This window comes from Rhodococcus sp. BE178, from assembly GCF_050433545.1.
Taxonomy (GTDB): domain Bacteria; phylum Actinomycetota; class Actinomycetes; order Mycobacteriales; family Mycobacteriaceae; genus Prescottella.
The window spans coordinates 39,785-63,615 of sequence record NZ_JBNPXA010000003.1; the positions used below are offsets into that span (position 1 = coordinate 39,785).

General features: G+C 69.4%; 18 protein-coding genes. 11 read left to right on the top strand and 7 right to left on the bottom strand.

From position 1 onward, the window contains the following. Positions 1 to 2: 2 nt before the first annotated feature. The 5 genes from J2X34_RS07135 to J2X34_RS07155 form a co-directional block, all read right to left on the bottom strand. Positions 3 to 764 (bottom strand): crotonase/enoyl-CoA hydratase family protein, encoded by a 762-nt coding sequence (locus J2X34_RS07135; protein WP_429516446.1) that lies wholly within the window; start codon positions 762 to 764, stop codon positions 3 to 5. Beyond that, positions 754 to 2,313: a class I adenylate-forming enzyme family protein gene (locus J2X34_RS07140; RefSeq protein ID WP_429516447.1), complete on the bottom strand. Its 1,560-nt coding sequence runs from the start codon at positions 2,311 to 2,313 to the stop codon at positions 754 to 756. The genes J2X34_RS07135 and J2X34_RS07140 overlap by 11 nt, the downstream gene beginning before the upstream one ends. An 87-nt stretch (positions 2,314 to 2,400) precedes the next feature. Further along, positions 2,401 to 3,219 carry an enoyl-CoA hydratase/isomerase family protein gene (locus tag J2X34_RS07145; RefSeq protein ID WP_429516448.1) on the bottom strand — a complete coding sequence of 273 codons (819 nt, stop codon included), beginning with the start codon at positions 3,217 to 3,219 and terminating at the stop codon, positions 2,401 to 2,403. A gap of 18 nt (positions 3,220 to 3,237) precedes the next feature. Next, the gene (locus tag J2X34_RS07150; RefSeq protein WP_429516449.1) at positions 3,238 to 4,098 is read right to left on the bottom strand and encodes an alpha/beta fold hydrolase; all 861 of its coding nucleotides are present in this window, start codon (positions 4,096 to 4,098) and stop codon (positions 3,238 to 3,240) included. A 139-nt stretch (positions 4,099 to 4,237) separates the two neighbouring features. Then, entirely contained in the window at positions 4,238 to 6,598 is a 2,361-nt protein-coding gene (locus J2X34_RS07155) for an ATP-binding protein (RefSeq protein WP_429516450.1), read from the bottom strand. Positions 6,599 to 6,669: 71 nt separating this feature from the next. Between J2X34_RS07155 and J2X34_RS07160 the strand changes: the two genes are divergently transcribed. Together J2X34_RS07160 and J2X34_RS07165 are read left to right on the top strand one after the other, a co-directional pair. Beyond that, positions 6,670 to 7,374: a GNAT family N-acetyltransferase gene (locus tag J2X34_RS07160; protein WP_429516451.1), complete on the top strand. Its 705-nt coding sequence runs from the start codon at positions 6,670 to 6,672 to the stop codon at positions 7,372 to 7,374. A gap of 50 nt (positions 7,375 to 7,424) precedes the next feature. After that, entirely contained in the window at positions 7,425 to 8,483 is a 1,059-nt protein-coding gene (locus J2X34_RS07165) for a glutathione S-transferase family protein (protein WP_114718481.1), read from the top strand. A gap of 4 nt (positions 8,484 to 8,487) precedes the next feature. Here J2X34_RS07165 and J2X34_RS07170 read toward each other — a convergent pair whose 3' ends face one another. Continuing rightward, entirely contained in the window at positions 8,488 to 8,826 is a 339-nt protein-coding gene (locus J2X34_RS07170; RefSeq protein ID WP_397484211.1) for a VOC family protein, read from the bottom strand. Between the two features lie 101 nt (positions 8,827 to 8,927). Here J2X34_RS07170 and J2X34_RS07175 point away from each other — a divergent pair, with 101 nt between their 5' ends. The 9 genes from J2X34_RS07175 to J2X34_RS07215 all read left to right on the top strand — a co-directional run bounded on the left by J2X34_RS07175 (position 8,928) and on the right by J2X34_RS07215 (position 23,123). Beyond that, positions 8,928 to 9,671: a hypothetical protein gene (locus J2X34_RS07175; RefSeq protein ID WP_254622965.1), complete on the top strand. Its 744-nt coding sequence runs from the start codon at positions 8,928 to 8,930 to the stop codon at positions 9,669 to 9,671. A 32-nt stretch (positions 9,672 to 9,703) separates the two neighbouring features. Beyond that, positions 9,704 to 10,522 carry an alpha/beta fold hydrolase gene (locus tag J2X34_RS07180; protein WP_429516452.1) on the top strand — a complete coding sequence of 273 codons (819 nt, stop codon included), beginning with the start codon at positions 9,704 to 9,706 and terminating at the stop codon, positions 10,520 to 10,522. A 29-nt stretch (positions 10,523 to 10,551) separates the two neighbouring features. Next, complete coding sequence (locus J2X34_RS07185; RefSeq protein WP_114718479.1) at positions 10,552 to 10,953, top strand: DUF6153 family protein; 402 nt, start codon at positions 10,552 to 10,554, stop codon at positions 10,951 to 10,953. Positions 10,954 to 11,046: 93 nt separating this feature from the next. Beyond that, entirely contained in the window at positions 11,047 to 11,769 is a 723-nt protein-coding gene (locus J2X34_RS07190; RefSeq protein ID WP_114718478.1) for a DUF305 domain-containing protein, read from the top strand. Positions 11,770 to 11,881: 112 nt separating this feature from the next. After that, the gene (locus J2X34_RS07195) at positions 11,882 to 13,012 is read left to right on the top strand and encodes an ABC transporter ATP-binding protein (RefSeq protein ID WP_254622861.1); all 1,131 of its coding nucleotides are present in this window, start codon (positions 11,882 to 11,884) and stop codon (positions 13,010 to 13,012) included. Continuing rightward, entirely contained in the window at positions 13,009 to 13,782 is a 774-nt protein-coding gene (locus tag J2X34_RS07200) for an ABC transporter permease (protein ID WP_114718477.1), read from the top strand. The genes J2X34_RS07195 and J2X34_RS07200 overlap by 4 nt, the downstream gene beginning before the upstream one ends. Positions 13,783 to 13,849: 67 nt before the next feature. Further along, the gene (locus tag J2X34_RS07205; RefSeq protein ID WP_429516453.1) at positions 13,850 to 17,707 is read left to right on the top strand and encodes an ABC transporter ATP-binding protein; all 3,858 of its coding nucleotides are present in this window, start codon (positions 13,850 to 13,852) and stop codon (positions 17,705 to 17,707) included. A 112-nt stretch (positions 17,708 to 17,819) separates the two neighbouring features. Next, on the top strand, positions 17,820 to 21,569 hold the full coding sequence (locus J2X34_RS07210; protein ID WP_114718476.1) for a multifunctional oxoglutarate decarboxylase/oxoglutarate dehydrogenase thiamine pyrophosphate-binding subunit/dihydrolipoyllysine-residue succinyltransferase subunit: 3,750 nt from the start codon (positions 17,820 to 17,822) through the stop codon (positions 21,567 to 21,569). Positions 21,570 to 21,716: 147 nt separating this feature from the next. Further along, on the top strand, positions 21,717 to 23,123 hold the full coding sequence (locus tag J2X34_RS07215) for a selenium-binding protein SBP56-related protein (RefSeq protein ID WP_114718475.1): 1,407 nt from the start codon (positions 21,717 to 21,719) through the stop codon (positions 23,121 to 23,123). Between the two features lie 39 nt (positions 23,124 to 23,162). Here the strand turns inward: J2X34_RS07215 and J2X34_RS07220 are convergent, their stop codons facing one another. After that, on the bottom strand, positions 23,163 to 23,771 hold the full coding sequence (locus J2X34_RS07220; protein WP_114718474.1) for a TetR/AcrR family transcriptional regulator: 609 nt from the start codon (positions 23,769 to 23,771) through the stop codon (positions 23,163 to 23,165). Between the last annotated feature and the right edge of the window lie 60 nt (positions 23,772 to 23,831).

The following is a 23,831-nucleotide window of genomic DNA, read 5'->3' on the forward strand; positions in this document are numbered from 1 at the left end:
CGTCAACGCCCCTTCCACACGGGGGCCCGCTTCTCCGCGAACGCGGTGGCCCCCTCCCGCGCGTCCTCGGAACCGAACACGGGGCCGATCACCTCGAGCTGCCTGGTGAACGCCTCGGCGGCGGGCCAGTCGCGGGCACGGACGAGCACCTCCTTGGTCTTGGCGACGGCGAGCGGGCCGTTGGCCGTGATCCGGTCGGCGAGCGCGAGCGCGCCGTCGAGCGCGCCGCCCGGCTCGGTCAGCGTGTTCACGAACCCGTACGCGGCGGCCTCCGCGGCCGTGAACGGATCGCCGGTCAGGGCGTACTCCATCGCCTTCTGGTACGGAATCCGCTCGGGCAGCCGCAACAGGCCACCGGCCCCGGCGGCCAGCCCGCGCTTGACCTCCGGAATGCCGAACTTGGCCTCGCGCGACGCCACCACCAGATCCGTCGCGAGCACCAGTTCCGTGCCGCCCGCCAGCGCATACCCTTCCACGGCCGAGATGATCGGCTTGCGCGGCGGCGCCTCCGTGAAGCCGAGGCCCCTGCCCGGCACCACGACGTTCTCGCCGGCCACGAATGCCTTGAGATCCATACCCGCGCAGAAGTTCCCACCGGCACCGGTCAGGATCGCGATGGACAGATCCGGATCCTCGTCCAACTCGTCGACGGCGGCGGCGAGACCGCGGCTCACCGCGCCGTTGATCGCGTTGCGCGCCTCCGGACGGTTGATCGTGATCACGAGCACCCGATCGCGGCGGTCGAGCAGGACCTCATCCGACATCGACATATCCCTTCGTCGTGGAGCAGAAACCTGGCGAACCGTGCACACGCTGTAGCCAAGACCGTACCGACCGCCGGTCGACGCGTCCCGTGGACGTGCGCGGCAGCATGGGCACGCTCGCGCACAGGCGACGCGACGGGCGATACCCCGACAGCACGGCTCGGACGTGCTCACGGACCGTGTCGAGACCGGCGTCGGCGCCGGACTCCCGGACGACGGCCACGCCCAGGTCCGGCCCGCCGGCGGTGGTCACCCCCACCACCGCAGCCTCGGACACCCCGGGGCATTCGAGCAGCGCGACCTCGACCTCTCGGCTGTAGACGACCCCGCCGGGGAACTCGATCGCATCCCCGGCACGGCCCGCGATGCGGAACGAACCGTTGCGACCGACCCGCATCACGTCACCGGTGTGCAGCCATCCCCCGACCGTGGTGCGGGCGGTGGTCGCGGGATCACCCCAGTAGCCCCGCATCACGCTGGGGCCTCGGCACCACAACTCGCCGATACCCGGATCGGATTCGGCGACCGCGAACTCCATTCCCCCGTGAGGTGATTCGAGTAGGTGGTCGTCACCGGAGGCGGCACCGACCCGTTGGATCAGTCCGGCACCACCCGTCTCGGTCATCGCCCAGCCGGAGGCGACGTCGGCTGCCGGGAAGCGGTCGCGCAGGCGACGCAGCATCGGGGTCGAGAGCGGTTCGTCGTCGAGTGCGAGGAACCGCACCGCATCGAACTCGCGGCCGGGCGCCCGGACCATCTGCCGGTAGAGAGGCGCGGCCACCGAAAGACGTTCGACTCGTTCGACATCGAGAGCGTGGAGCAGACCGCCGACGTCGGCGTGGGATTGCAGGACGACGGTGCCGCCCACGACGAGCGTCGGAAGCAACTGCGACACGCAGCCCGCCGCCGAGCTGAGCGGCAACGCGATCGCGTGGCGTACGCCGCCGACGGCTCCGGCGGCTCCCACATCCAGGTCCCAGGCCCGGATCACCGACTCGATCGTCGAGAGCACGTTCTCGTGGCAGAGTTCGACACCCTTCGGCGGGCCCGTCGTGCCGCCGGTATAGAACAGCAGCGCCGAATCGTCGGGTCCCGCACCGTCGTCGATGAACGGAACCCCCTGCGGCAGTTCGCCGTCCAGCACGAGGACACTGCCGCTGTCGGCCATGATGTGCCACGTCTCCTCGACGCCGTGGCCCGGATGGATCGGCACCGGCACTCCCCCGGCCAGCAGCACACCGAGAAACGCCTGCACCCAGCGGGCCCCGTTCGGCATGCGGATCGCGACACGGTCACCGATGTCGATCCCCTGCTGGAGTAGACCCCCGGCAACCCGCGACGCCGACGTCCACAACTGTGCGTGCGTGAGGCGCGCACCGCCGACCTCGACGACGGCCTCCCGGGAGCCGAAGCGGTGCGCGGCGACGTCGAGGAGTTCGGTGAGCGAGGAGGTCAGCCCGGTGTATCGGAGCAGACCGTCCGTACCGCGCACCAAGCGGTCGTCCCGCAGGCGACCGGGCCCGGCCGGGTACTCGAGCAGCGACGCCATGCCCACCTCCACCGAGTAGGTTCCACCAGCACGACTATATGACCGCCGTCACACTCGCGTCCGTCGAACCGCACCCTCGGCGCGCCGCTACTCCCCGGTGTACGTCGCGTGCCCCGGCCCGACGTCGAGGAAGCTGCGGACGGCCCCCTGCAGATCGGCCGTCGCGAACAGCGCACCGGAGGTCTCCGGTGTGATCGAATCCGCGTGCGCGACACCGCCGGAACGCCACGCCGAGACAATCTCCTTGGTGGCGGCATGCGCGCGGGTGGGACCGTCCGCGAGGCGCGCGACCAGCGACCGGGCCGCGCCGTCGACGTCCTCGTGGACGTAGTTGACGACACCCCACTCGTGCATGGTCGCCGCGTCGTACAGGTCCGCGGTCATCACCAACTCCCGGGCGCGTCCCGATCCGGCGCGTTCGGCCAGACGCTGCGGGCCGCCCATCGAGGGCGTCAACCCGACAACGGTCTCGACCAGTCCGAACTTCGCCTTCGGACCGGCAACGACGATGTCGCACGCGAGCGCGATCTCGAACGCGGCGGTGAGGGTCAACCCGTGGGCGGCGAAGACGACGGGGCACGGCAACGTCTCGAGTGGATGCCCGATCTGCGCGAACAGCGACTGCCACAGTGCGGTGCCCTGTTCCACCGTGAGCCCGTCGAACACGTGGACATCCACGCCGCCCGAGACCACCTTGCCCTCGGCCCGCAACAGCACCGCCCGCGGCGGCCGGGCGGTGAGGTCCGCGATGTCGGCGATGACAGCGTCGAACATGGCCCGGTCGAACAGGTTCAGCGGCCCGTGCGCGAAGGTGAGGATCGCGATCTCGGCACCGGCGTCGGTGATGACGCGCTCGAGTCGGGTCGGACGGGATCCTGCGGCGGACACGGCGTCAGGTTCGGTCATGGGCACAGAATGCCACCGTCACGCGGCCGGCGCGATCGGCAGCCCCAGCACCGTGGTCATCGCCCGGCCGAAGCTGTCCGGATCGCCGATCAGCCAGCCGTGACAGCCGGGGACCCGGTGCACGTGCGGGTCGCGCAGCGCTCCCCGCAGTGACTCGAAGCTGGCGCGGGGGATGAACGTGTCGCCGTGGCTCCACACCATCGTGGTCGGTACGCCGCGCTCGGCGATCCGGGACGCCTCGGCCCGCAGATCGGCGCCGCGGGCCAGTTCACCGATCCGCCACAGCGTTGCCGGGTTGCGGACCGCGTTGCGCAGCGCGTCGCCGGCGATCGACGCGATCGCGCTCGCCGGGGTCCGGGCGAGGACAGCGTCGACGGCCGCGGATGCGCCCCACCGCCAGAGGGGACGTTCGCGGAGTTCGCGCGGCGGCCCACCGGGCGCCCAGGCCCCACCACCCACAGAATTGACCAGCACCAACCTCGACACCCGCGCCCCGAGGTCGTGCGTCGACGCGATCCCCACCCCGCCGCCGAACGAGTGCCCGACGAGCATCACGGGCCCGTCGACACCGACCGTGTCGAGGAACCGGTCCAGCCACCGCGCGTAGCCTCCGAACCCGTCCCGGTGCGGGGGCAGCGCGTCGGTGCCGGCGAAGCCGGGTAACGCGGGCGCGTACACGCGCACACCGGTGGCCGCGAGTCGCTCGACTGCGCCCGCATAGGTGCGGTGGGTGAGCCCGAACCCGTGGAGAAACACCACCGGTGACCCCGATCCGGCCACGCCGTACGGCGCGTTCCGCCCGTCCACCACGACGTCCCGCCAGCGGACCTCCGCAGAGCGGGCCTCGATCGAACTGTGAACGGGTGGATACTGGCGCACAGGACGACCTCGACTTCCGGAACCGGATGGGACAGGTCGCAGCGTGCCCTGGAATCGTCCCGTCGGGGACGGTAGATCTACCGGTATCCATACGTGCTTCGCTACGGCGGGTATCCGCGCCACACACGGAATGACCAGGTCAGGTTCGATCGTGTTCGGCCACCCAGGCCGCGATCTGGGCGCGTGAGCCGAATCCGAGCTTGGCGAGCACGCGTTCGACGTGACCCTCCGCGGTGCGCGGCGAGATCACCAGCTTCTCCGCGATCTCGCGGTTCGTCAGCCCGCGGGCGACGAGATCCGCGACCTGACTTTCGCGGCGGGTCAGCGCCGGCGTCTCGGGGGTCGGCATCACGATCCGCATCGGCGCCGTCGGGGCCTCCATCTCGGCGCGGGACAGTTCGAACCCGTCCCGGCGGCCGAGCGCGTAGTCGACGGCTTCGGCGAACTCGAGTGCCGCCCCGTTCGCGAACGCTGCCTCGAACGCCCGGTCGCCGAGAATCTGACGGCACAACCGCCGGCATTCCTCGTGGGGGGCGAGCATGGTCGTTATCAGCGCGACGGACACACCCATGGACTGCCGAAGGGCTTCCGCGGCACCGGACAGGATCGCCGCTCGCTCGCCTTCCCGGAGAGCCGCGGCCCCCCACGCCATCGACTCGAGGCAGCCCGCGCCCCCGAAGTGATCGTCGACCCGGCGGGTCAGTTGCAGCGCCTCGACGAACAATCCGGACGCGCGAGCACGGTCGCCCTGCCACCACAAGGCCACGCCCAGCATGAACATCGCCCGCGCCCGGAACTCGCACTCACCACGTGCGGCCGTGATCGCGACGACCTCCTCGTGACAGGCCTTCGCTCGCGCGATGTCGCCGCTCATGCCGCCGACCAGTCCGAGACCCTGCAGGACGCAGATCAGCCGATGCGGATCGGCTTCCTCCCGAAACGGACCGACCGCCTGCTCGAAGAAGCCGGTCGCGCGCTCGAACTCACGCCGGAACATCGCTTGGCGACCACAGGCGTGTGCGACCGTCGCGTCGACCAGCGGATCTCCGATGAGCTCGGCGAGGTGTGCGGCGTGCGCGATCAAGTCCGCACCCGCCGCGAAGTCGTCCTGCATGCCCGCCAGTTGACTCGCCGCACACATCGCCCCCACCCGGACCCGATCGGGACGGTCCTCGGCCCGCTCGAGCGTCCGCGCGAGCCATCGTCGGGCTTCGCCGAACATCCCGCGACAGAACCAGAACGGGAAGATCGCGACCGCCATGCCCACCCCCGCGTCTGCCTCGCCCGGTTCGGTGACGCAGAACTCCAGCGCGTCACGCAGGTTCGCCTGTTCCCGGTCGAGTCGGGCGATCGACTCCGGTTGTCGGGGCCCGATCCAGCCGGCCGCCGCGCGCTCGGCGAAGCCACGAAACCAGTCGCGGTGGTGCCGCCGACAGCGCACGTGCTCGCCGGATTCCTCGAGCTTCTCCAGGCCGTAGTCGCGCAGAGTCTCGAACATGCCGTACCGCACCACCGGGCCGGAACCCTCCACGAGGAGGATCGACTTGTCGACCAGCGAGGCCACGACGTCCAGAACCTCCCCCGGCGCGGCGTCATCCACGCAGATGCCCTCTGCAGCATCGAGTTCGAAACCACCCGAGAACACCGCCAACCGAGTCCACATCCGACGTTCCTTCGGCGTGCACAACTCGTAACTCCAGTCGACGGAACAGCGCAGAGTCTGCTGCCGCGTCGGAGCGACCCTGCTACCCGCGGTGAGGAGCCGGAACCTGTCCGTCAGGCGCTCGAGAATCTGGTCCGGGGACAGGGCACGGACCCTGGCAGCGGCCAACTCGATCGGCAGGGGCAAACCGTCCAGGCGATGGCAGATGCGAGCAATCGCAACTCGATTGTATTCGGTGACAACGAAATCCGGCAGCGCCGAGCGTGCTCGATCGACGAACAGCGTCACCGCTTCGTACCGGGGAAGCGCGTGCAGTGTCGGTGGTGCGTCCGGATCCGGAACCGCCAAGGGCGGCACCCGCAAGATCGCCTCCCCACCCACACCGAGCGGCTCCCGGCTGGTGGCGAGCACCCGTACGCGGGGGCACTCGCGCAGGAGCACCGACGTCAACTCGGCGGCCGCGGCCACCAGGTGCTCGCAGTTGTCCAGAATCAACAACGCGTCCCGATCCGCGAAGTGCTCGACGAGCAGGTCCATCGGAGACCGGGCCGCCTGGTCGTGCAGCCCGAAGACGGCGGCGACGGTGTCGGGCACCAGCTCGGGGTCGTGCAGTTCCGCGAGCTCGACGAGCCACACACCGTCGGCGAAATCGCGCCGCACGTCCTCGGCCACCCGCAGCGCGAGCCGAGTCTTGCCGACACCCCCGATACCCGTCAACGTCACCAGCCGCGCCGACGAGAGCAAACGCTTGACCGCAGTGAGCTCGCGCCGACGTCCGATGAACGTGGTCAGCGCGGAGGGCAGATTCCCGACCTTGCTCCGGACGGTGGTCGCCATCAACCGTCACGCTCCCTCGCGCTCCCTGCAGCTTCGACGGTACGCCGCGAACCCGCACTACCGTTGGGCCCGTGGACGCGCATCAGATCGACATCATCCGGCTCGCCTGGTCTCGGGAACTCGGTCTCCCCGACCGCGCCCTCGACTCCCCCGGCACCCGCCACGTGCGGGTCGACGAGACCGCGAACCGGATCCGGTTCGTGACGATCGCCGGTGCCAGCGCGCTCGTGGGCCCGGCGTGGGCCACCGAACGCGCGGAAGAATGGTCCGACGACGAGCTGGCCCGCTCCGGCGCTCTGTCCGCACTCGCGAAGGATCACGCGGGTCGCAGCGGCGGACCCACCGAACTGGCCTGGGCCGCGGATTTCGGGACGGACATCGCGGTCGAGGAACCGCTTGTCTCGCACGACCTCGCGCACGTTCTCGAACTGCAGAACCTCTGCCCGCCCGACGACGTCGCGGAGGCCGGACTCGCCGACAAGGGCGCCTGGTTCACCGTCGTAGACGACGCCCACCGTCCACTTTCCTCGGCCGGCTACACGGAGTGGCAGGGCATCGTCGCGGACATGGGCGCGCTGACGGCACCCGGTGCCCGCCGGCGTGGGTTCGGTGCGACCGCAACACTGCTGGCCACCAACGATGCGCTCGACGCCGGGCTGATCCCCCAGTGGCGTGCGCACCGCGACAACGTCGCTTCCCGCCGACTGGCCTCCACGCTGGGATACGAGGAACTCGGAACCTCGGTGTCGATCGAGGTCGCTCCCAGTACCGTGTGAAGTGGGGGTGACACGGCAGCGGCGAGGCCGAGACACGGAGCTGATGCGCGATGAGCGAGAGCACGGACAGGAAAGACACCGAAGACGTCGGAGCCGATTTCGTGGAACCGGGCAAGGAGTTCACCCGCGACACGAACTACATCACGACACGGATCACTGCCGACGGCCGTGACGGCTATCCCGTCGAGCCCGGCCGGTACCGCCTGATCGTGGCCCGCGCATGTCCGTGGGCCAACCGGTCGATCATCGTGCGACGTCTGCTGGGGCTGGAAGGCGTTCTGTCCATGGGGATCTGCGGGCCGACCCACGACGAACGCAGCTGGACGTTCGATCTCGATCCCGGCGGGGTGGACCCGGTGCTGAAGATCCCCCGACTGCAGGACGCGTACTTCGCCCGCTTCCCCGGATACTCGCGCGGGATCACGGTGCCGGCGATCGTCGAGATCGAGACCGGGCAGGTCGTCACCAACGACTTCCCGCAGATCACGCTGGACCTGTCCACCGAGTGGAAGGAATTCCACCGCGAGGGGGCCCCGGACCTGTATCCGGAGGACCTGCGCGGCGAGATCGACGAGGTGTCCGAACTGGTGTTCCACGACGTCAACAACGGCGTCTACCGCTGCGGTTTCGCCGGCTCACAGGAGGCGTACGACGGCGCGTACGACCGTCTGTTCGAGCGCCTCGACTGGTTGACCGAACGTCTGTCGACGCAGCGGTTCCTGGTGGGCGACACCATCACCGAGGCCGACGTCCGCCTGTTCACCACGCTCGCCCGGTTCGACGCGGTCTACCACGGCCACTTCAAGTGCAATCGGAGCAAGTTGTCGGAGATGCCGGTGCTGTGGAACTACGCGCGGGATCTGTTCCAGACCCCGGGTTTCGGGGACACGATCGACTTCACCCACATCAAGCAGCACTATTACATCGTCCACAAGGACATCAATCCGACGCAGATCGTGCCCAAGGGCCCCGACCTGTCGCACTGGCTCGAACCGCACGGCCGCGAAGCACTCGGCGGCCGGCCGTTCGGCAGCGGCACTGCGCCGCACCCGCCACGACCGGAAGAGGTTGTGCCGCTGTCACACTGGGCGAGCGCGCAGCGGGACTGACCCGCTATTCACCGGTATAGGTACCGAAGCTCCAGTACACGCCCTCCGGATCCCGGCACGTGAATCCCCGGGAACCGTAGTCCTCGTCCTCGAGCCCCTGCACCACCGACGCACCGGCGTCGACGGCGCGCGTGTAGAGCCCGCCGGGATCGTCGGTGACGAGGTACACCGCGCCTACCCCGCTGGGCAGGTCGACGAGGACGGAGTCGGCGCGGGGCGAGCCGAGCATGATGCCGCCTCCCGGCCACACCCTGGTCGTCTCGGCCATATCCGACACCTGCTTCCACTCGCGGTCACAGACCCGTCCAGCGTATCCCGGAGCCTCCGTCCCGGCCCCGGGAATTCGGGGGTCGACAGCCCGGTTTCCCTATAGTCGGATAGCGAGACAGTCGGATATCGCGTGACCGGACGACCGACCGCCGGATACCGAAGTGAGGACTGATGATGGGCGAGAAGCAGGGACGTGTGGAGTCGACCATCGTCTCCGTCCTCGACAATGCCAGCCGGCTGCAGGCTCCGGCCGTGGCCAAGTACGTCGAGCGGGTCCGCCGCGCCCATCCCGACGAGAACCCGGCACAGATCGTCGCGCGGATGGAGAAGATGTTCCTGACCGCGGTCACCGGCAGCGGCAGCGCGGTGGGGGCGGCAGCGGCCGTTCCGGCCGTGGGAACCGTGACCTCGATCGCGGCGGTGGGCGCCGAGACCGCGTTCTTCCTCGAGGCGTCGGCCCTGCTGACCCTCGCGATCGCCGCGGTGCACGGCATCTCCCCGCAGGATCACCAGCAGCGCCGCGCGCTCGTGCTGGCGGTGGCCCTGGGCGAATCGGGCATGGAGATCGTCGAGCGTGCGACCGGCCTGACGGCGACCAATTGGGCACGACTTGTCACCGGCCGGATTCCGCCGAGCACGATGCGGGCGATGAACAGCTCGCTGGTCCGCAAGTTCGTGACCAAGTACGCGGCCAAGCGCAGTGCCCTGATCCTCGGCAAGCTGCTCCCCGCCGGGGTCGGCGCGGTGATCGGTGGTGCCGGAAATCGCGCGATCGGCCGCGGCGTCGTCGACAATGCGCGTGAGGCATTCGGCCCGGCACCGGCCCTCTGGCCGGACCGACTCCGCGCGGTCGACGGCGCAGCACGACTGCAGGTGGTCCCACCACTGCCGGGCGAGGCTCGCCGCATGCGGTCCTGAGACCGGGTCAGCTCCGACGAAAGGATGTCGTCGTGTTCCCCGTATCCCCCGAGATTCCCCACGTACTCACCTCCGGATCGGGCGATCGCACGGTGGTGCTGCTCCACGGCTACTCGGATCACGGCGGCACCTGGCAGAAAGTGGTGCCGACGCTCGGCGAGCGCTTCCGGGTCCTCGTCGTCGACCTGCCGGGTTTCGGCCTCAGCGCCGGATCGTGGTCCGAGCCGCTGATCGACGGCTACGTCGACATCCTCGCCGCCCTCGTCGACGACGAGACCGGACCGGTGAGTGTGATCGGCAACTCGCTCGGCGCGGTGACCGCCCTCGCCTTCGCCTCCGCGCGCCCCGACCTGGTGACCGACGTGGTCCTCGCGGACATGCCGGGGGTGACCGGGATTCCGCGCTCGTGGACCCGCGGCGCACGGTTCGGTGTGGATCGCGTGACGCGGGCGCTCACCGGCCCGGTGCCCGACCGGTACCTGCAGCAGATGATCGGCACCCTGTATGCCGGTGCAGCGCTGCGACATCCGCGCCGGGCCGATGCCCGGGTGCTCGCCGACTACACCCAGCACTACGCCACCAAGGCGCAGGTAGCCGACCTGCTCGCGATCGGGCGGGTCGTCATCCGGGAGATCGCGGAGTTGCCCGTCGCGACGATGGTGGACGAGTTGACCGTCCCGGCCCTCCTGCTGTGGGGCGCCAACGACCTGCTCACCCCCGCCCGCGCGGCCCACCGGATCACCCGGTCCGTCGACCGCCGGGTTGCGATCATCCCGAGTTGCGGGCACTGCCCACAGCTGGACTGCCCCAGCGAATTTCTCGCGGAGGTCATCCCCTTTCTCGAACGGTGAGCACCGTGCCGATCGGTACAGTTGTAGCCATGCGTGCCCAGGTCCGAGTGTCGTTCGCTCGACTCGCGGCACTGTGTGCGCTCGCGTTCGGTGTCCTGGCGATGCACCACGTCACGACCGGCCCCCTCGTCTCGACACCGTCGGGCGCGGACTCCGCGCATCACGCACTCGGCCACCAGAGCGGCACGGGGTCGGACGGCTCCGCCGACGCCCCGATCCACCCGCCGGACCACGACAGCTTCCACATGTGTCTGGCGGTACTCCTCGCCGCGACGCTCACCCTCGCCGTGTGGTTGCTGCTGCGGACCGCGCGGGAACAGCGCGTGCGCCCGCGCCGTGCTTCCGGGCCGGCGCGCCGGGCGGGACGCGGTCCGCCCTTCGCGCCGTCCACCTCGGTCTTCCTCTCGTCACTGTGCATCCTGCGGGTGTGACAGGGCCACTGCGGCGCGACCTTCGGGTCGTTCCGGCCGCAGTCCGGTCCTTGATCCCGCACACGAGTGCACACACGTAAGGAACGACACGTCATGAAAACCAAGCGCATGCTCGCCGGAATCGGTGCGGCGGCGGCCGCCGTCACCCTCGTCGTCGGCTGTTCGAACAACGACTCGGGCACCGCCACCTCGGCCACCGGCACCTCGACGACCACGCCGGCGAGCGCGGCGGGAACCGCCGAACAGGGCGGCCCGCACAACGACGCGGACGTCGCCTACGTCGAGATGATGATCCCGCACCACGAGCAGGCCGTGGCGATGGCCGAACTGGTGCCGAGCCGGAGCGGGAATCCCGACGTCGTCGCCCTCGCCGCCCAGATCGAGAAGGCCCAGGCCCCCGAGATCGAGCAGATGGAGGGCTGGCTGAAGGCCTGGGGCGTTCCCGAACCGAGCCATGTCGGGACGCCCGGTGCCACCGCCAGCCCCAACGGCATGGACCGCGACGGCTCTGACCACGACGGTATGGGCCACGGCACCTCGGCCCCCATGGCATCGATGTCCGGCACGCCCGGCATGGAGGGCGGTCATGAAGGGATGATGACGGGCGAGCAGATGCAGGCCCTCGAGAACGCGAACGGACCCGAGTTCGACCGGATGTGGCTCGAGATGATGATCGAGCACCACCAGGGCGCGGTCGCCAGCTCCGAGCAGATCCTCCAGACCGGTGAGAGCCAGCAGGTGCGCGACCTGGCCCAGCAGATCGTCGCGAGCCAGCAGGCGGAGATCGCCCAGATGGAAGCTCTCCTGAACAAGTAGTCCCAGCTGCAGACCTACGCACTCGGCGCCGCACAGCGCCGAGTGCGTAGTGCAGACCGGCCGGTACTCTCTCAAGAACTCGATCGACTGTGATCGCCACGGAGGGGGATTCGTGAGTTCAGCCATGCAGTTCGGTCCGCCCGGGGGCTACGGGCCGGCAGGGAGTTACGGGCCGGCGGGGAGCTACGGGCCGGCGGGACCGGCCGCGCCGGCCATCGAGGCGCGGGGACTGTCCAAACAGTTCAAGACGATTCGGGCCGTGTCCGACCTGAGCTTCTCGGTCCCGCACGGCTCGGTCACCGGGTTCCTCGGGCCCAACGGGGCGGGAAAGACCACCACTCTGCGGATGCTGCTCGGGCTCGTGCGCCCGAGCGCCGGAGGCTCGACGATCTTCGGTCGGCCGTTCGGTGCGATCGACGAGCCCGCGCGAGCCGTCGGCGCCGTCCTCGACTCCCGCGGGCTGCACCCGAAACGCACCGCACTCCACCATCTCCGGATGTACTGCGCTGCGATCGGCGTGCCGGACGATCGAGCCCTGTACGTGCTGCACCTGGTCGGGCTGGCCGACGCGGCCGACCGCAAGGCCGGCACCTTCTCCCTGGGCATGCGCCAGCGATTGACCCTCGCGACCGCCCTGCTCGGCGATCCGCAGATCCTCGTGCTCGACGAGCCGTCCAACGGTCTCGATCCCGAGGGCATCGCGTGGCTGCGCGACTTCCTGGTCGCCTTCGCCCGGTCCGGTCGCACCGTGCTGGTGTCGAGCCACCAGTTGCGTGAGGTCGAGCAGATGGTCGATCACCTGGTGATCGTCAGCCGTGGGTCGCTGGTGTTCCAAGGCGCCATGGATCAGCTCCGAGGAGCCCACCGCGCACGACTGCTCGTCGCGTGCTCCGACCCGGTCCGGCTCGCGACAGCCCTCGCGGCCGCCGGAATCATCGACATCCAGCACCTCGCCGACGGGCGGATCGCGATCTCCGGATCCGACCCCGCCACGGTGGGACGGGTCGCCGCCGACGTCGAGGTGACGGTGTTCGGCGCGTCCACCGAGCACGTCGATCTCGAGCAGGTCTTCCTGGCGATGACGTCGGGGCAGTACGCGGCCCCCGGTCACGGCTTCGGCCCCGGCCTGCCGCCGCAGGGTCCGCCCGGTCCCCCGCCGCCGGGATACGGCGCCCCACCGGGATACACGCCGACTCCGCCGCCCCAGCAGTGGTTCGGTCCGACCGACGGAGGCGGACAGTGACCACACGCCTGCTCACCGCGGAGTTCCGCAAAGTCACATCGCTCAGGTTCTGGTGGGCGCTGGGCCTGGCCCCGCTGCTGGTCGGCGTGATGTCCAGCGCGATCAGCATCCCGATGTTCAATGCGGTCGCGGACGAGGTCGCCTCGAAGGAGGCGAACACCGCCGCCGCCGCGATCGGACTGTTCGTCGCGCTGGGCCTGGTGTTCCTGTTCTCGGCGCTGTTCGGGGCCGTCAACGCCGGCACTGAGTATCGCCACAACACGCTCACCACGACCTTCCTCACCGCCCGGGGGCGCGACGGCGTCCTGGCCGCGAAGCTCGCGGTGACGGCCCTGTTCGGCCTCCTCTACTGCCTCGTCATCGAGGTCGTGAGCGTGCCCCTGCTGCTCGCCCTGTCGGACAACTTCGAGATCGACGGGACGATCGTCGGTGTACTGGCGATCGGCCTGGTCGCGTCGACGCTGTGGGCGCTGATCGGCGCCGGTCTGGCTCTCGCGACGGGTTCGTCGATCGCCAGCGCCGTCGGGCTCGTGGTCTGGTACGTGATGGGCGAAGGCATCGTGCGCCTGGTGCTGGCCGGGCTCGGTGCCGACGCGGTCGCCCAATGGCTCCCGGGCTCGGTCACCGTCACCGCCTTCGTCGGCACGATCGACCACAGCGCCCTCGACGGCATGCCCGGCTGGCCGCTGTCGCTGCTGGTGCTGTGTCTGTGGGCCGTCGCGTCGTGCGGACTCGGTTGGTGGGCCACCCGCTCGCGCGACATCACCTGACACCGCGGGCAACACGGACACCGGCCTCGACACGACCTGTCACCGGGCCGGACTACCGTTGATCGCGATGGGTACACACGACGCGACAACGGTGTCCGGCGAGCACCGCGGCTGGATACGACGACTCGGAGCCGAGTGCTGGAACCACCGCAGAACCGCGGTCGGGGCGCTCACCGTGACGGTGGTGGCGGCGATCATCGACATCGTCTTCCCGCTGCTGACGAAGGTCGCGCTCGACGCGGCGTCAGCGGGCGAATCCACCGTCACCAAGGTCATCACCGGTGTGGCGGGACTCATCGCGGTCCTCGCTGTCGTCCGCTTCGGCTGTCAGTACGGCCGCCGGATGCTCGCCGGCCGGCTCTCCCTCGACGTGCAGCACGACCTCCGCCTCGGGCTGCTGGGATCGCTGCAGCGCCTCGACGGCCGCGGCCAGGACCAGATCCGGACCGGCCAGGTGGTCTCCCGCTCGATCACCGACCTCCAGTTGGTGCAGGGACTGCTGGCGATGGTGCCGATGTCGGCGGGAGTGGTGCTGCAGTTCGTCCTCGCGCTGGGGATCATGGCTTGGCTGTCGCCGCTGCTGACGCTGGTCGCCCTCGTCGTGGTCCCCGCGGTGGCCCTGGTGGTCTACCTGGTGCGCCCGGTCCTGTTCGCCGCGACATGGTCGGCGCAGCAGCGGGCCGCCGACCTCGCCCAGCACGTCGAGGAGACCGTCACCGGTGTCCGGGTCGTCAAGGGGTTCGGGCAGGAGGCGCGGGCGGTCGACCAGCTCGAGGACCTCGGCCGCACGCTGTACGCCGAACGCATGCGGGCGGCACGGATCAACGCGCGGTTCGCGCCGTCGATGGCCGCGCTCCCCCAACTCGGTCTCGTCGGTGTGGTCGCGCTCGGCGGCTACCTCGCCCTCCACGGCACGATCACCGTCGGCACGTTCCTGGCGTTCGCGGCGTACGTCACGATGATGACGACCGCGACCCGGACGCTGTCGCAGGTCGTGATCATGGCGCAGCTGTCCCGGGCCGCCGTCGAGCGGGTCTACGAGGTGATCGACACCGAGCCCGACGTCTCCGATCCGCCGCACCCCGTCGATCTCCCGAGCGGTCCCCTCGGCGTGGAACTGCGCGACGTCGAGTTCGCCTTCGAGGAGGACCGCAGCGTGCTCTCGGGTCTCGACCTGTCGATCGCGCCGGGCGAGTCGGTGGCCGTCGTGGGTCCGGCGGGTTCGGGCAAGACCGCACTGTCGCTGCTCCTACCGCGCTTCTACACCCCGAGCGCCGGGACGGTGTCCCTCACGAGCGACGGCCGGGAATTCGACGTGTCGGCGCTGCGCGCCGACCAACTCCGCGAGGCGGTCGGCCTCGTTTTCGACGAGCCGTTCCTGTTCTCCGACACCGTCGCTGCGAACATCGCACTGGGCCGGCCCGACGCCAGCTCCGAGGAGATCCGCACCGCCGCGAAACTGGCCCAGGCCGACGAGTTCATCTCGTCACTGTCCGACGGCTACGACACCGTGGTCGGCGAACGCGGCCTGACGCTGTCCGGCGGGCAACGCCAGCGGGTCGCGCTGGCCCGCGCCCTGCTCGTCGATCCCCGGGTCCTGATCCTGGACGACGCGACGTCGGCGGTGGACGCGAACACCGAGGCTGTCATCTTCGACGCACTCCGCGACGGTCGGCGCCGGACGACGCTGATCCTCGCGCACCGACGGTCCACGCTGACCCTGGCGGACCGTGTCGCGGTCCTCGACGGCGGCCGCATCGTCGACATCGGAACAGTCGACGAACTGGACGAGCGGTGCGCGCTGTTCCGCACGCTGCTCGCGGCGCCCGACCCGGCCGACCCCGCAGACCCGGACGGAGACGGCTTCGCCGCAGTCACGGCACCGATCGCGGAGCCCACCGAGGCGCAGTTGTGGCCGGCCGTGGACGCGGGCACGGCGGACGACGCGGCGACCGCCGGGAACGGGTCCGCGCAGGCAGGTCCGGGAACCGGGCACGGGGGCGGCGGCCACGGCGGCGGCCCGATGGCCGGCGCCCTGGGTGGTGTCGCCGCGACCCCCGAACTGCTCCGCGCCGTCGAGGCGTTGCCGCCGGCCGAGGAGGACCCGCACACCGACACCACCGGGCTGCGCCGCGACGACTCCGAGTTCCGACTGGGTCGGCTGCTGCATCCGGTGCGCTGGATCCTGGCGGGCGTCGTCGCGTGTCTGGCCCTGGACTCGCTGATCGGCATCACGTTCCCGTCGATCGTCCGGTACGCGCTCGACCACGGCGTGGCCGCCGCCGACTCGGGTCCGCTGTGGGCCGCGACCGCCGTGGGCACCCTGCTCGCGCTGGTCGGCTGGCTCGTGGTCGCGGTGCTCACGGTGATCACCTCCCGTGCCGGGGAGCGCGTGCTGTTCGGGCTGCGGGTGCGCAGCTACGCACACCTGCAGCGACTCGGCCTCGACTACTACGAACGTGAACTGTCGGGCCGGATCATGACCCGCATGACGACCGACGTCGACGCGCTGTCGTCGTTCATCCAGACGGGACTGTCGACGGCGGTGGTCGCGTTGCTCACGCTCGGCGGTATCGCCGTCGCCCTGCTGGTGACCGATGCGACACTCGCGCTGGTCGCCCTTGCCGCACTCATCCCTCTCGCGGTCGCGACGATCGTGTTCCGCCGCGTGTCCGGTACCGCGTACTCGGTCTCCCGCGAACGAATCTCGATCGTCAACGCCGATTTCCAGGAGAACATCGCCGGCCTGCGAGCGGCGCAGGCCTACCGCCGTGAAGGGTTCGCGGCGCAGCGGTTCGCCGAGCGCGCGGACAGCTACCGCCGCAGCCGCATGCGCTCGCAGCGGGCCATCTCGGTGTACTTCCCGTTCATCACGCTGCTGTCGGACCTCGCTCTCGCCGCGGTCGTGTTCGTCGGCGCGCATCGTGTCGCGGACGGTTCCGCGACGGCCGGCACGCTCGTCGCGTTCGTGCTGTACCTGGGCCTGCTGTTCGGGCCGATCCAGCAGCTGTCGCAGGTGTTCGACGGCTACCAGCAGGCCGCCGTCGGGTTGCGGCGGATCGCCGACCTGCTCGCCACCCCGAGCTCGATCGAAACGGCCGACGCCGGCGACACCGTCCCGATCGAGGGTCATCTGCGCGGCGACGTGACGTTCGACGACGTGACCTTCCGCTACCAGGGCGCCGACTCGGATGCCCTCAGCGACATCGACCTGCACATCCCCGCCGGCACGACGGTCGCGCTGGTGGGCCGCACCGGCGCAGGCAAGTCGACCGTCGTGAAGCTGCTCGCTCGCTTCTACGATCCGACGTCCGGATCGGTCCGGGTCGACGCGGAAGACCTCCGCCGCTACCCGCTGCACACGTACCGGGGCCGGCTCGGGGTCGTCCCCCAGGAGGCACACCTGTTCACCGGCACCGTGGCGAGCAACATCGCGTACGGACGACCGGATGCGAGCCGCGGCGAGATCGAGGCGGCGGCGCGGGCGGTGGGTGCACTGCCGACCATCGCGGCGCTGCGCGGCGGCATGAACCAGCCGATCGGCGAACGCGGGCAGGGGCTGTCCGCGGGTCAGCGTCAGCTCATCGCGCTCGCGCGTGCCGAGATGGTCGATCCGGACCTGCTCCTGCTCGACGAGGCGACCGCGACCCTCGACCCGGCGACCGAGCGCGTGGTCCTCGAATCGAACCGAATGGTCACTCGAAAGCGCACGTCGGTGGTGGTCGCGCATCGCCTGGCGACCGCCGCCCGGGCGGATCTGATCGTGGTGGTCGACGGTGGCCGGATCGTCGAAACCGGTGCTCACAGCACACTTCGACATTCGGGCGGGCACTACTCGAGGCTCTGTGATGCGGCGGCCAGTCATCAGGGGAATAATTCGTCGTCGAGAACCGTCATCGATGGTGACCGCATCGCAACAATGTGAGACAGCCGACACGCGACGGACCGGATGCCCGAGCTCGACGCGCGGAGGCTAGCCTCATGTGTATAGGCGCTCTGATCGGGTACCGAAGAAAGAAACGAGGCGAACACCTGCCGTGAGCAGCAGCTCTACTTCCCAGTTCGGACAGAACCAGTGGTTGGTTGACGAGATGTACCAACGCTTTCAGGATGACCCCTCATCCGTGGACGCTAGTTGGCACGAGTTTCTGACGGATTACTCGCCCGATGCGGCGAATGCGGGCGGGAACGGTGAGGCGCTGAACGGCGCCGGTGATGTCGCCACGAAGGCAGCCAACGGTGCTGCGGCTGCGGCACCTGCCGCCCCGGCACCCGCTGCCACTCCGGCCCCGAAGGCCGCGCCCCCGCCGGCACCCAAGCCCGCAGCTGCCCCCCAGGCAGCCGCCCCCAAGCCTGCGGCCGCCAAGGCCGCCGCTCCCCAGGCTGCCCCCGCCTCGGAAACTCCCGCTCAGAACACCAACCAGGTGCTGCGCGGTGCGGCCGCCACCGTGGCCCGCAACATGTCGGCTTCGCTCAACATCCCGACTGCCACCAGCGTTCGCGCCATCCCGGCGAAGCTGATGTTCGACAACCGGATCGTCATCAACAACCACCTCGCCCGTACCCGTGGCGGCAAAGTCTCGTTCACCCACATCCTGGGTTACGCGATCGTGCAGGCGGTCAAGGCGTTCCCGAACATGAACCGCCACTTCGCGGAGATCGACGGCAAGCCCAACGTCATCACGCCTGCCAGCACCAACCTCGGTCTGGCCATCGACCTGCCCGGCAAGAACGGCAGCCGTTCGCTCGTCGTCGCTGCCATCAAGGGCACCGACTCGATGAACTTCGTGCAGTTCTACAGCGCGTACGAGGACATCGTCCGTCGCGCGCGCGACGGCAAGCTCACGGCCGAGGACTTCTCGGGTGTCACGATCTCGCTGACCAACCCCGGCGGCATCGGCACCGTCCACTCCGTCCCGCGCCTGATGCAGGGCCAGGGCGCCATCATCGGTGCCGGTGCGATGGAGTACCCCGCCGAGTTCCAGGGCGCGAGCGACGAGCGCATCGCGGAGATGGGCGTCGGCAAGCTGATGACGCTGACCTCCACCTACGATCACCGGATCATCCAGGGCGCCGAGTCCGGCGACTTCCTGCGCACGATCCACAACCTGCTGATCAGCGACGAGTTCTACGACGAGGTCTTCCACTCGCTGCACATTCCTTACGAGCCGGTCCGCTGGCGCAAGGATGTGCCGGAGGGCGCGGTCGACAAGAACACCCGTGTGCTCGAGCTCATCGCGGCGTACCGCAACCGCGGTCACCTGATGGCCGACACGGACCCGTTGCAGTTCGTCAAGGACAAGTTCCGCAGCCACCCGGACCTCGACGTCACGACGCACGGCCTGACCCTGTGGGATCTGGACCGCGAGTTCAACGTCGGCGGCTTCCACGGCAAGGCCCGGATGAAGCTCCGCGACGTGCTGAGCATCCTGCGTGACGCGTACTGCCGCCACATCGGCGTCGAGTACACGCACATCCTCGAGCCGGACCAGCAGGCATGGCTGCAGGAGCGCGTCGAGGCCCAGCACGTCAAGCCCACGGTCGCGCAGCAGAAGTACATCCTGAGCAAGCTCAACGCCGCCGAGGCGTTCGAGACCTTCCTGCAGACCAAGTACGTCGGCCAGAAGCGCTTCTCGCTCGAGGGCGCCGAGTCCGTCATCCCGATGATGGACGCCGTCATCGACCAGAGCGCCGAGCACAGCCTCGACGAGGTCGTCATCGGCATGCCGCACCGTGGTCGCCTCAACGTCCTGGCGAACATCGTCGGCAAGCCCTACTCGAAGATCTTCACCGAGTTCGAGGGCAACATGAACCCGGCGGCCGCACACGGCTCCGGCGACGTGAAGTACCACCTGGGCGCCGAGGGCACCTACATCCAGATGTTCGGCGAGAACGACATCAAGGTCTCGCTCACCGCGAACCCGTCGCACCTCGAAGCGGTCGACCCGGTCCTCGAGGGTCTGGTCCGCGCCAAGCAGGACATCCTGGACAAGGGCCAGGAGGGCTTCACCGTCCTGCCGCTGATGCTGCACGGCGACGCTGCCTTCGCGGGCCAGGGTGTCGTGGCCGAGACCCTGAACCTGGCGCTGCTGCGCGGCTACCGCACCGGCGGCACCGTGCACATCGTCGTCAACAACCAGGTCGGCTTCACCACCGCTCCGGAGCACTCGCGTTCGTCCGAGTACTGCACCGACATCGCGAAGATGATCGGCGCACCGATCTTCCACGTGAACGGCGACGACCCCGAGGCCTGTGTCTGGGTGGCGCAGCTCGCCGTCGACTTCCGTGAGAAGTTCGGCAAGGACGTCGTGATCGACATGATCTGCTACCGCCGTCGCGGTCACAACGAGGGCGACGACCCGTCGATGACCCAGCCGGCGATGTACGACGTGATCGACACCAAGCGCAGCGTCCGCAAGAGCTACACCGAGTCCCTCATCGGCCGCGGCGACATCTCGATGAAGGAAGCCGAAGACGCCCTGCGCGACTACCAGGGCCAGCTCGAGCGGGTGTTCAACGAGGTTCGCGAGCTCGAGAAGTTCAAGCCCGAACCGTCGGAGTCGGTGGAGCTGGACCAGACGCCGCCTGCGCGCCTGACCACGGCCGTCGACAAGTCGGTGCTCGAGCGCATCGGTGACGCGTTCGTCAACGTGCCCGAGGGCTTCACGGTGCACCCGCGCGTCAAGCCGGTCATCGAGAAGCGTCGCGAGATGTCCCGCGAGGGCCACATCGACTGGGCGTTCGCCGAGCTCCTGGCGTTCGGCTCGCTGGTCGAGCAGGGCGCACTGGTGCGCCTGACCGGCCAGGACTCGCGCCGCGGCACGTTCACGCAGCGCCACTCGGTGCTCATCGACCGCAAGAACGGCGACGAGTACAACCCGATCTCCGAGATCGCGGCAAACGCCGACAACGGCGGCAAGTTCATGGTCTACGACTCGGCCCTGACCGAGTACGCGGGCGTGGGCTTCGAGTACGGCTACTCGGTGGGCAACCCCGACGCGCTGGTGCTGTGGGAGGCGCAGTTCGGTGACTTCGTCAACGGCGCGCAGACCATCATCGACGAGTTCATCAGCTCCGGTGAGGCCAAGTGGGGCCAGCTGTCGGACGTCGTGCTGCTGCTGCCGCACGGCCACGAGGGCCAGGGTCCGGACCACACCTCCGGTCGTATCGAGCGGTTCCTGCAGCTGTGCGCCGAGGGCTCGATGACCGTTGCCGTGCCGTCCACTCCGGCCAGCTACTTCCACCTGCTGCGTCGCCATCACCTCGACGGCATCCGCCGCCCGCTGGTGGTGTTCACGCCGAAGTCGATGCTGCGCAACAAGGCCGCGGTCAGCAACCTCGAGGACTTCACGACCGGCAAGTTCCGCTCGGTGTTCGAGGAGCCGACGTACGAGACCGGCGACGCCGACCGCGCCAAGGTCAAGCGCGTGCTGCTGACCTCGGGCAAGCTGTACTGGGAACTGCTCGCGAAGAAGCAGAAGGACAACCGCGACGACGTCGCGATCGTCCGGATCGAGCAGCTGTACCCGGTGCCGCGCCGCCGCATCGCGGAGACGCTGGACCGCTACCCGAACGTCTCCGAGTTCTACTGGGTCCAGGAGGAGCCGGCGAACCAGGGTGCATGGCCGTTCCTGGGCCTGGCACTGCCGGAGCTGCTGCCCGAGAAGCTGGCGGGCGTCAAGCGCGTCTCCCGTCGTGCGATGTCGGCACCGTCGTCGGGATCGAGCAAGGTCCACGCCGTCGAGCAGCAGGAGATCATCGACGCGGCGTTCACGCCCACCGTCTGATCGACTTTCACGGCATCCCGGCCCGCCCACTCGCACGAGTGGGCGGGCCGGTCCCGTCCAGGCGGCCCGGTCACCACGGTTCCGTCTCACGCGCGACTCTCATAGTCTGAGAAGCGGGGCTCATCGTCTCTACGAAGGAGGCTGAAGATGAGTCAGCCGACGACGGACCCGACTTTCTACCGGACAGCCGCGGACGCGGCGGCCGCACCACCGGAGTCACTGGCCTACGTGGCCGCGTTCGACCGCGCGGCGGACAAGCCCGACGCGATGAGCGTCGTCGACGTGGATCCCGGCTCGGACACCTACGGCCGGGTGGTGGGCTGGACGGAAGTTCCCGGCCTGGGCAACGAGTTGCACCATTTCGGCTGGAACGCGTGTAGCAGCGCGTTGAAGCACGAGGGGCACGACATGGCGGGGCTGGCCCGCCGGTACCTCATCGTGCCGGGGCTGCGCTCGTCCACCCTGAACGTGCTCGACACCGGACCCGACCCGCGCCGCCCGACGGTGACCAGGGTGGTGGACGCCGCCGAACTCGCCGCCAAGGCCGGATACTCCCGGCCGCACACGTTGCACTGCGGGCCGGACGGCATCTTCATGACCTGCCTCGGAGGGGCCGACGGATCGGACGGCCCGGGCGGGATCGCCCTGCTCGATCACGACACGTTCGACGTGCTCCGACGCTGGGAGACCGATCGGGGACCGCAATACTTCGCGTACGACGCCTGGTGGCATCTCAACCAGAACACGCTGATCAGCAGCGAATGGGGCACGCCGTCGATGATCGAGGACGGGTTGCGACCGGACCTGCTGCTGGCCAACGAGTACGGCCACGCAATCCATTTCTGGGACCTGGCCACCGGTCGGCACCAGCAGCGGGTGGACCTCGGCGCACAACACCAGATGCCGCTCGAACTCCGCCCGTCGCACGATCCGGAGGCCACCTGGGGATTCGTCGGCGTGGTGGTCTCGACCGAGGACCTGTCGGCCTCGGTGTGGCGCTGGCACCGTGACGACGGCGGTTGGGCGGTGGACAAGGTGATCACCATCCCGGCCGAGATCGCCGAGCCGGACGCGCTCCCACCGGCGCTGAAACCGTTCGGCGCGGTGCCCCCGCTCGTCACCGACATCGACCTGTCCGTCGACGACGCGTTCCTCTACGTCTCGTGCTGGGGCACCGGTGAGCTCAAGCAGTTCGACGTGCGGGACCCCGCCTCCCCGAAGGAGACCGGGTCCGTCCGGCTGGGGGGCATCGTCGGCCGCACCGCGCATCCGGCCGCACCGGACCGGCCGCTGTCCGGCGGTGCACAGATGGTCGAGATCAGTCGGGACGGCCGGCGGGTGTACGTCACCAACTCCCTGTACGGCGCCTGGGACGACCAGTTCTACCCGGACGGGGTCGGCGCCTGGATGGCGTTGCTGCACACCGATCCGCGCGGTGGGATGACCGTGGACGAGCGCTTCTTCCCGCACGACGGAGACTTCCGGGGCCTACGGGCGCACCAGGTCAGGCTCCAGGGTGGCGATGCCTCGTCGGATTCCTACTGCTACCGGTAGCGGCCGGCGACGGCACGCCGCGATCCCGGGGCACCGCCGCTACTGGAGCAGCGCCGCCGCCATGTCGGAGCTGAGCGCGACCGCCGGCAGCGCCGTGACCAGGAGTTCGATCAGTTCCTCACGGGAGATCTCGGGCGCCCGCAGCCACGTGATGGTCGCTTCCTCGACGAAGGCGATCCAGCCTCGCACGGACAGCGCGATGCGCGCGTCCGGTTCGATGCCGAGCGTCGGCAACTGCTCGACGACGCGCCGGGCCATCTCGGCCCGGGTCTGTTCGAACACCTCCCGCATCGCCGGATCACCGCTCGCGGTTCCCCGCAGCAGCGAGACGTAGGTGTCGCGGTTCTCGGAGACGTAGTCGACGTACGACGCCATGACGTCGCGCAGGATCTCGATCGGTTGCAGATCGAGGTTCGGCGCGGTGCGGTCGAGCATCTCGGCGCTGGTGTGGCGGACGATCTCGACGTGGAAGTCGTGCTTGGACGCGAAGTAGTGGAACAGCAGGCCGCGGGACACCCCGGCCCGGTCGGCGATGTCCTCGACCGAGATCTGTTCGAGCGTCCGTTCCGCGAGCATGCGCACGCCCAGATCGATGAGCTGCGCGCGCCGTTCCTGGGGGCTGAGCCGCGTGCGTTTTGCGCCTTCCATGACGTCCACCTTACTGAATCGTGTTCAGTAGACTATTGACTAGCAATCAACAACTCCCTA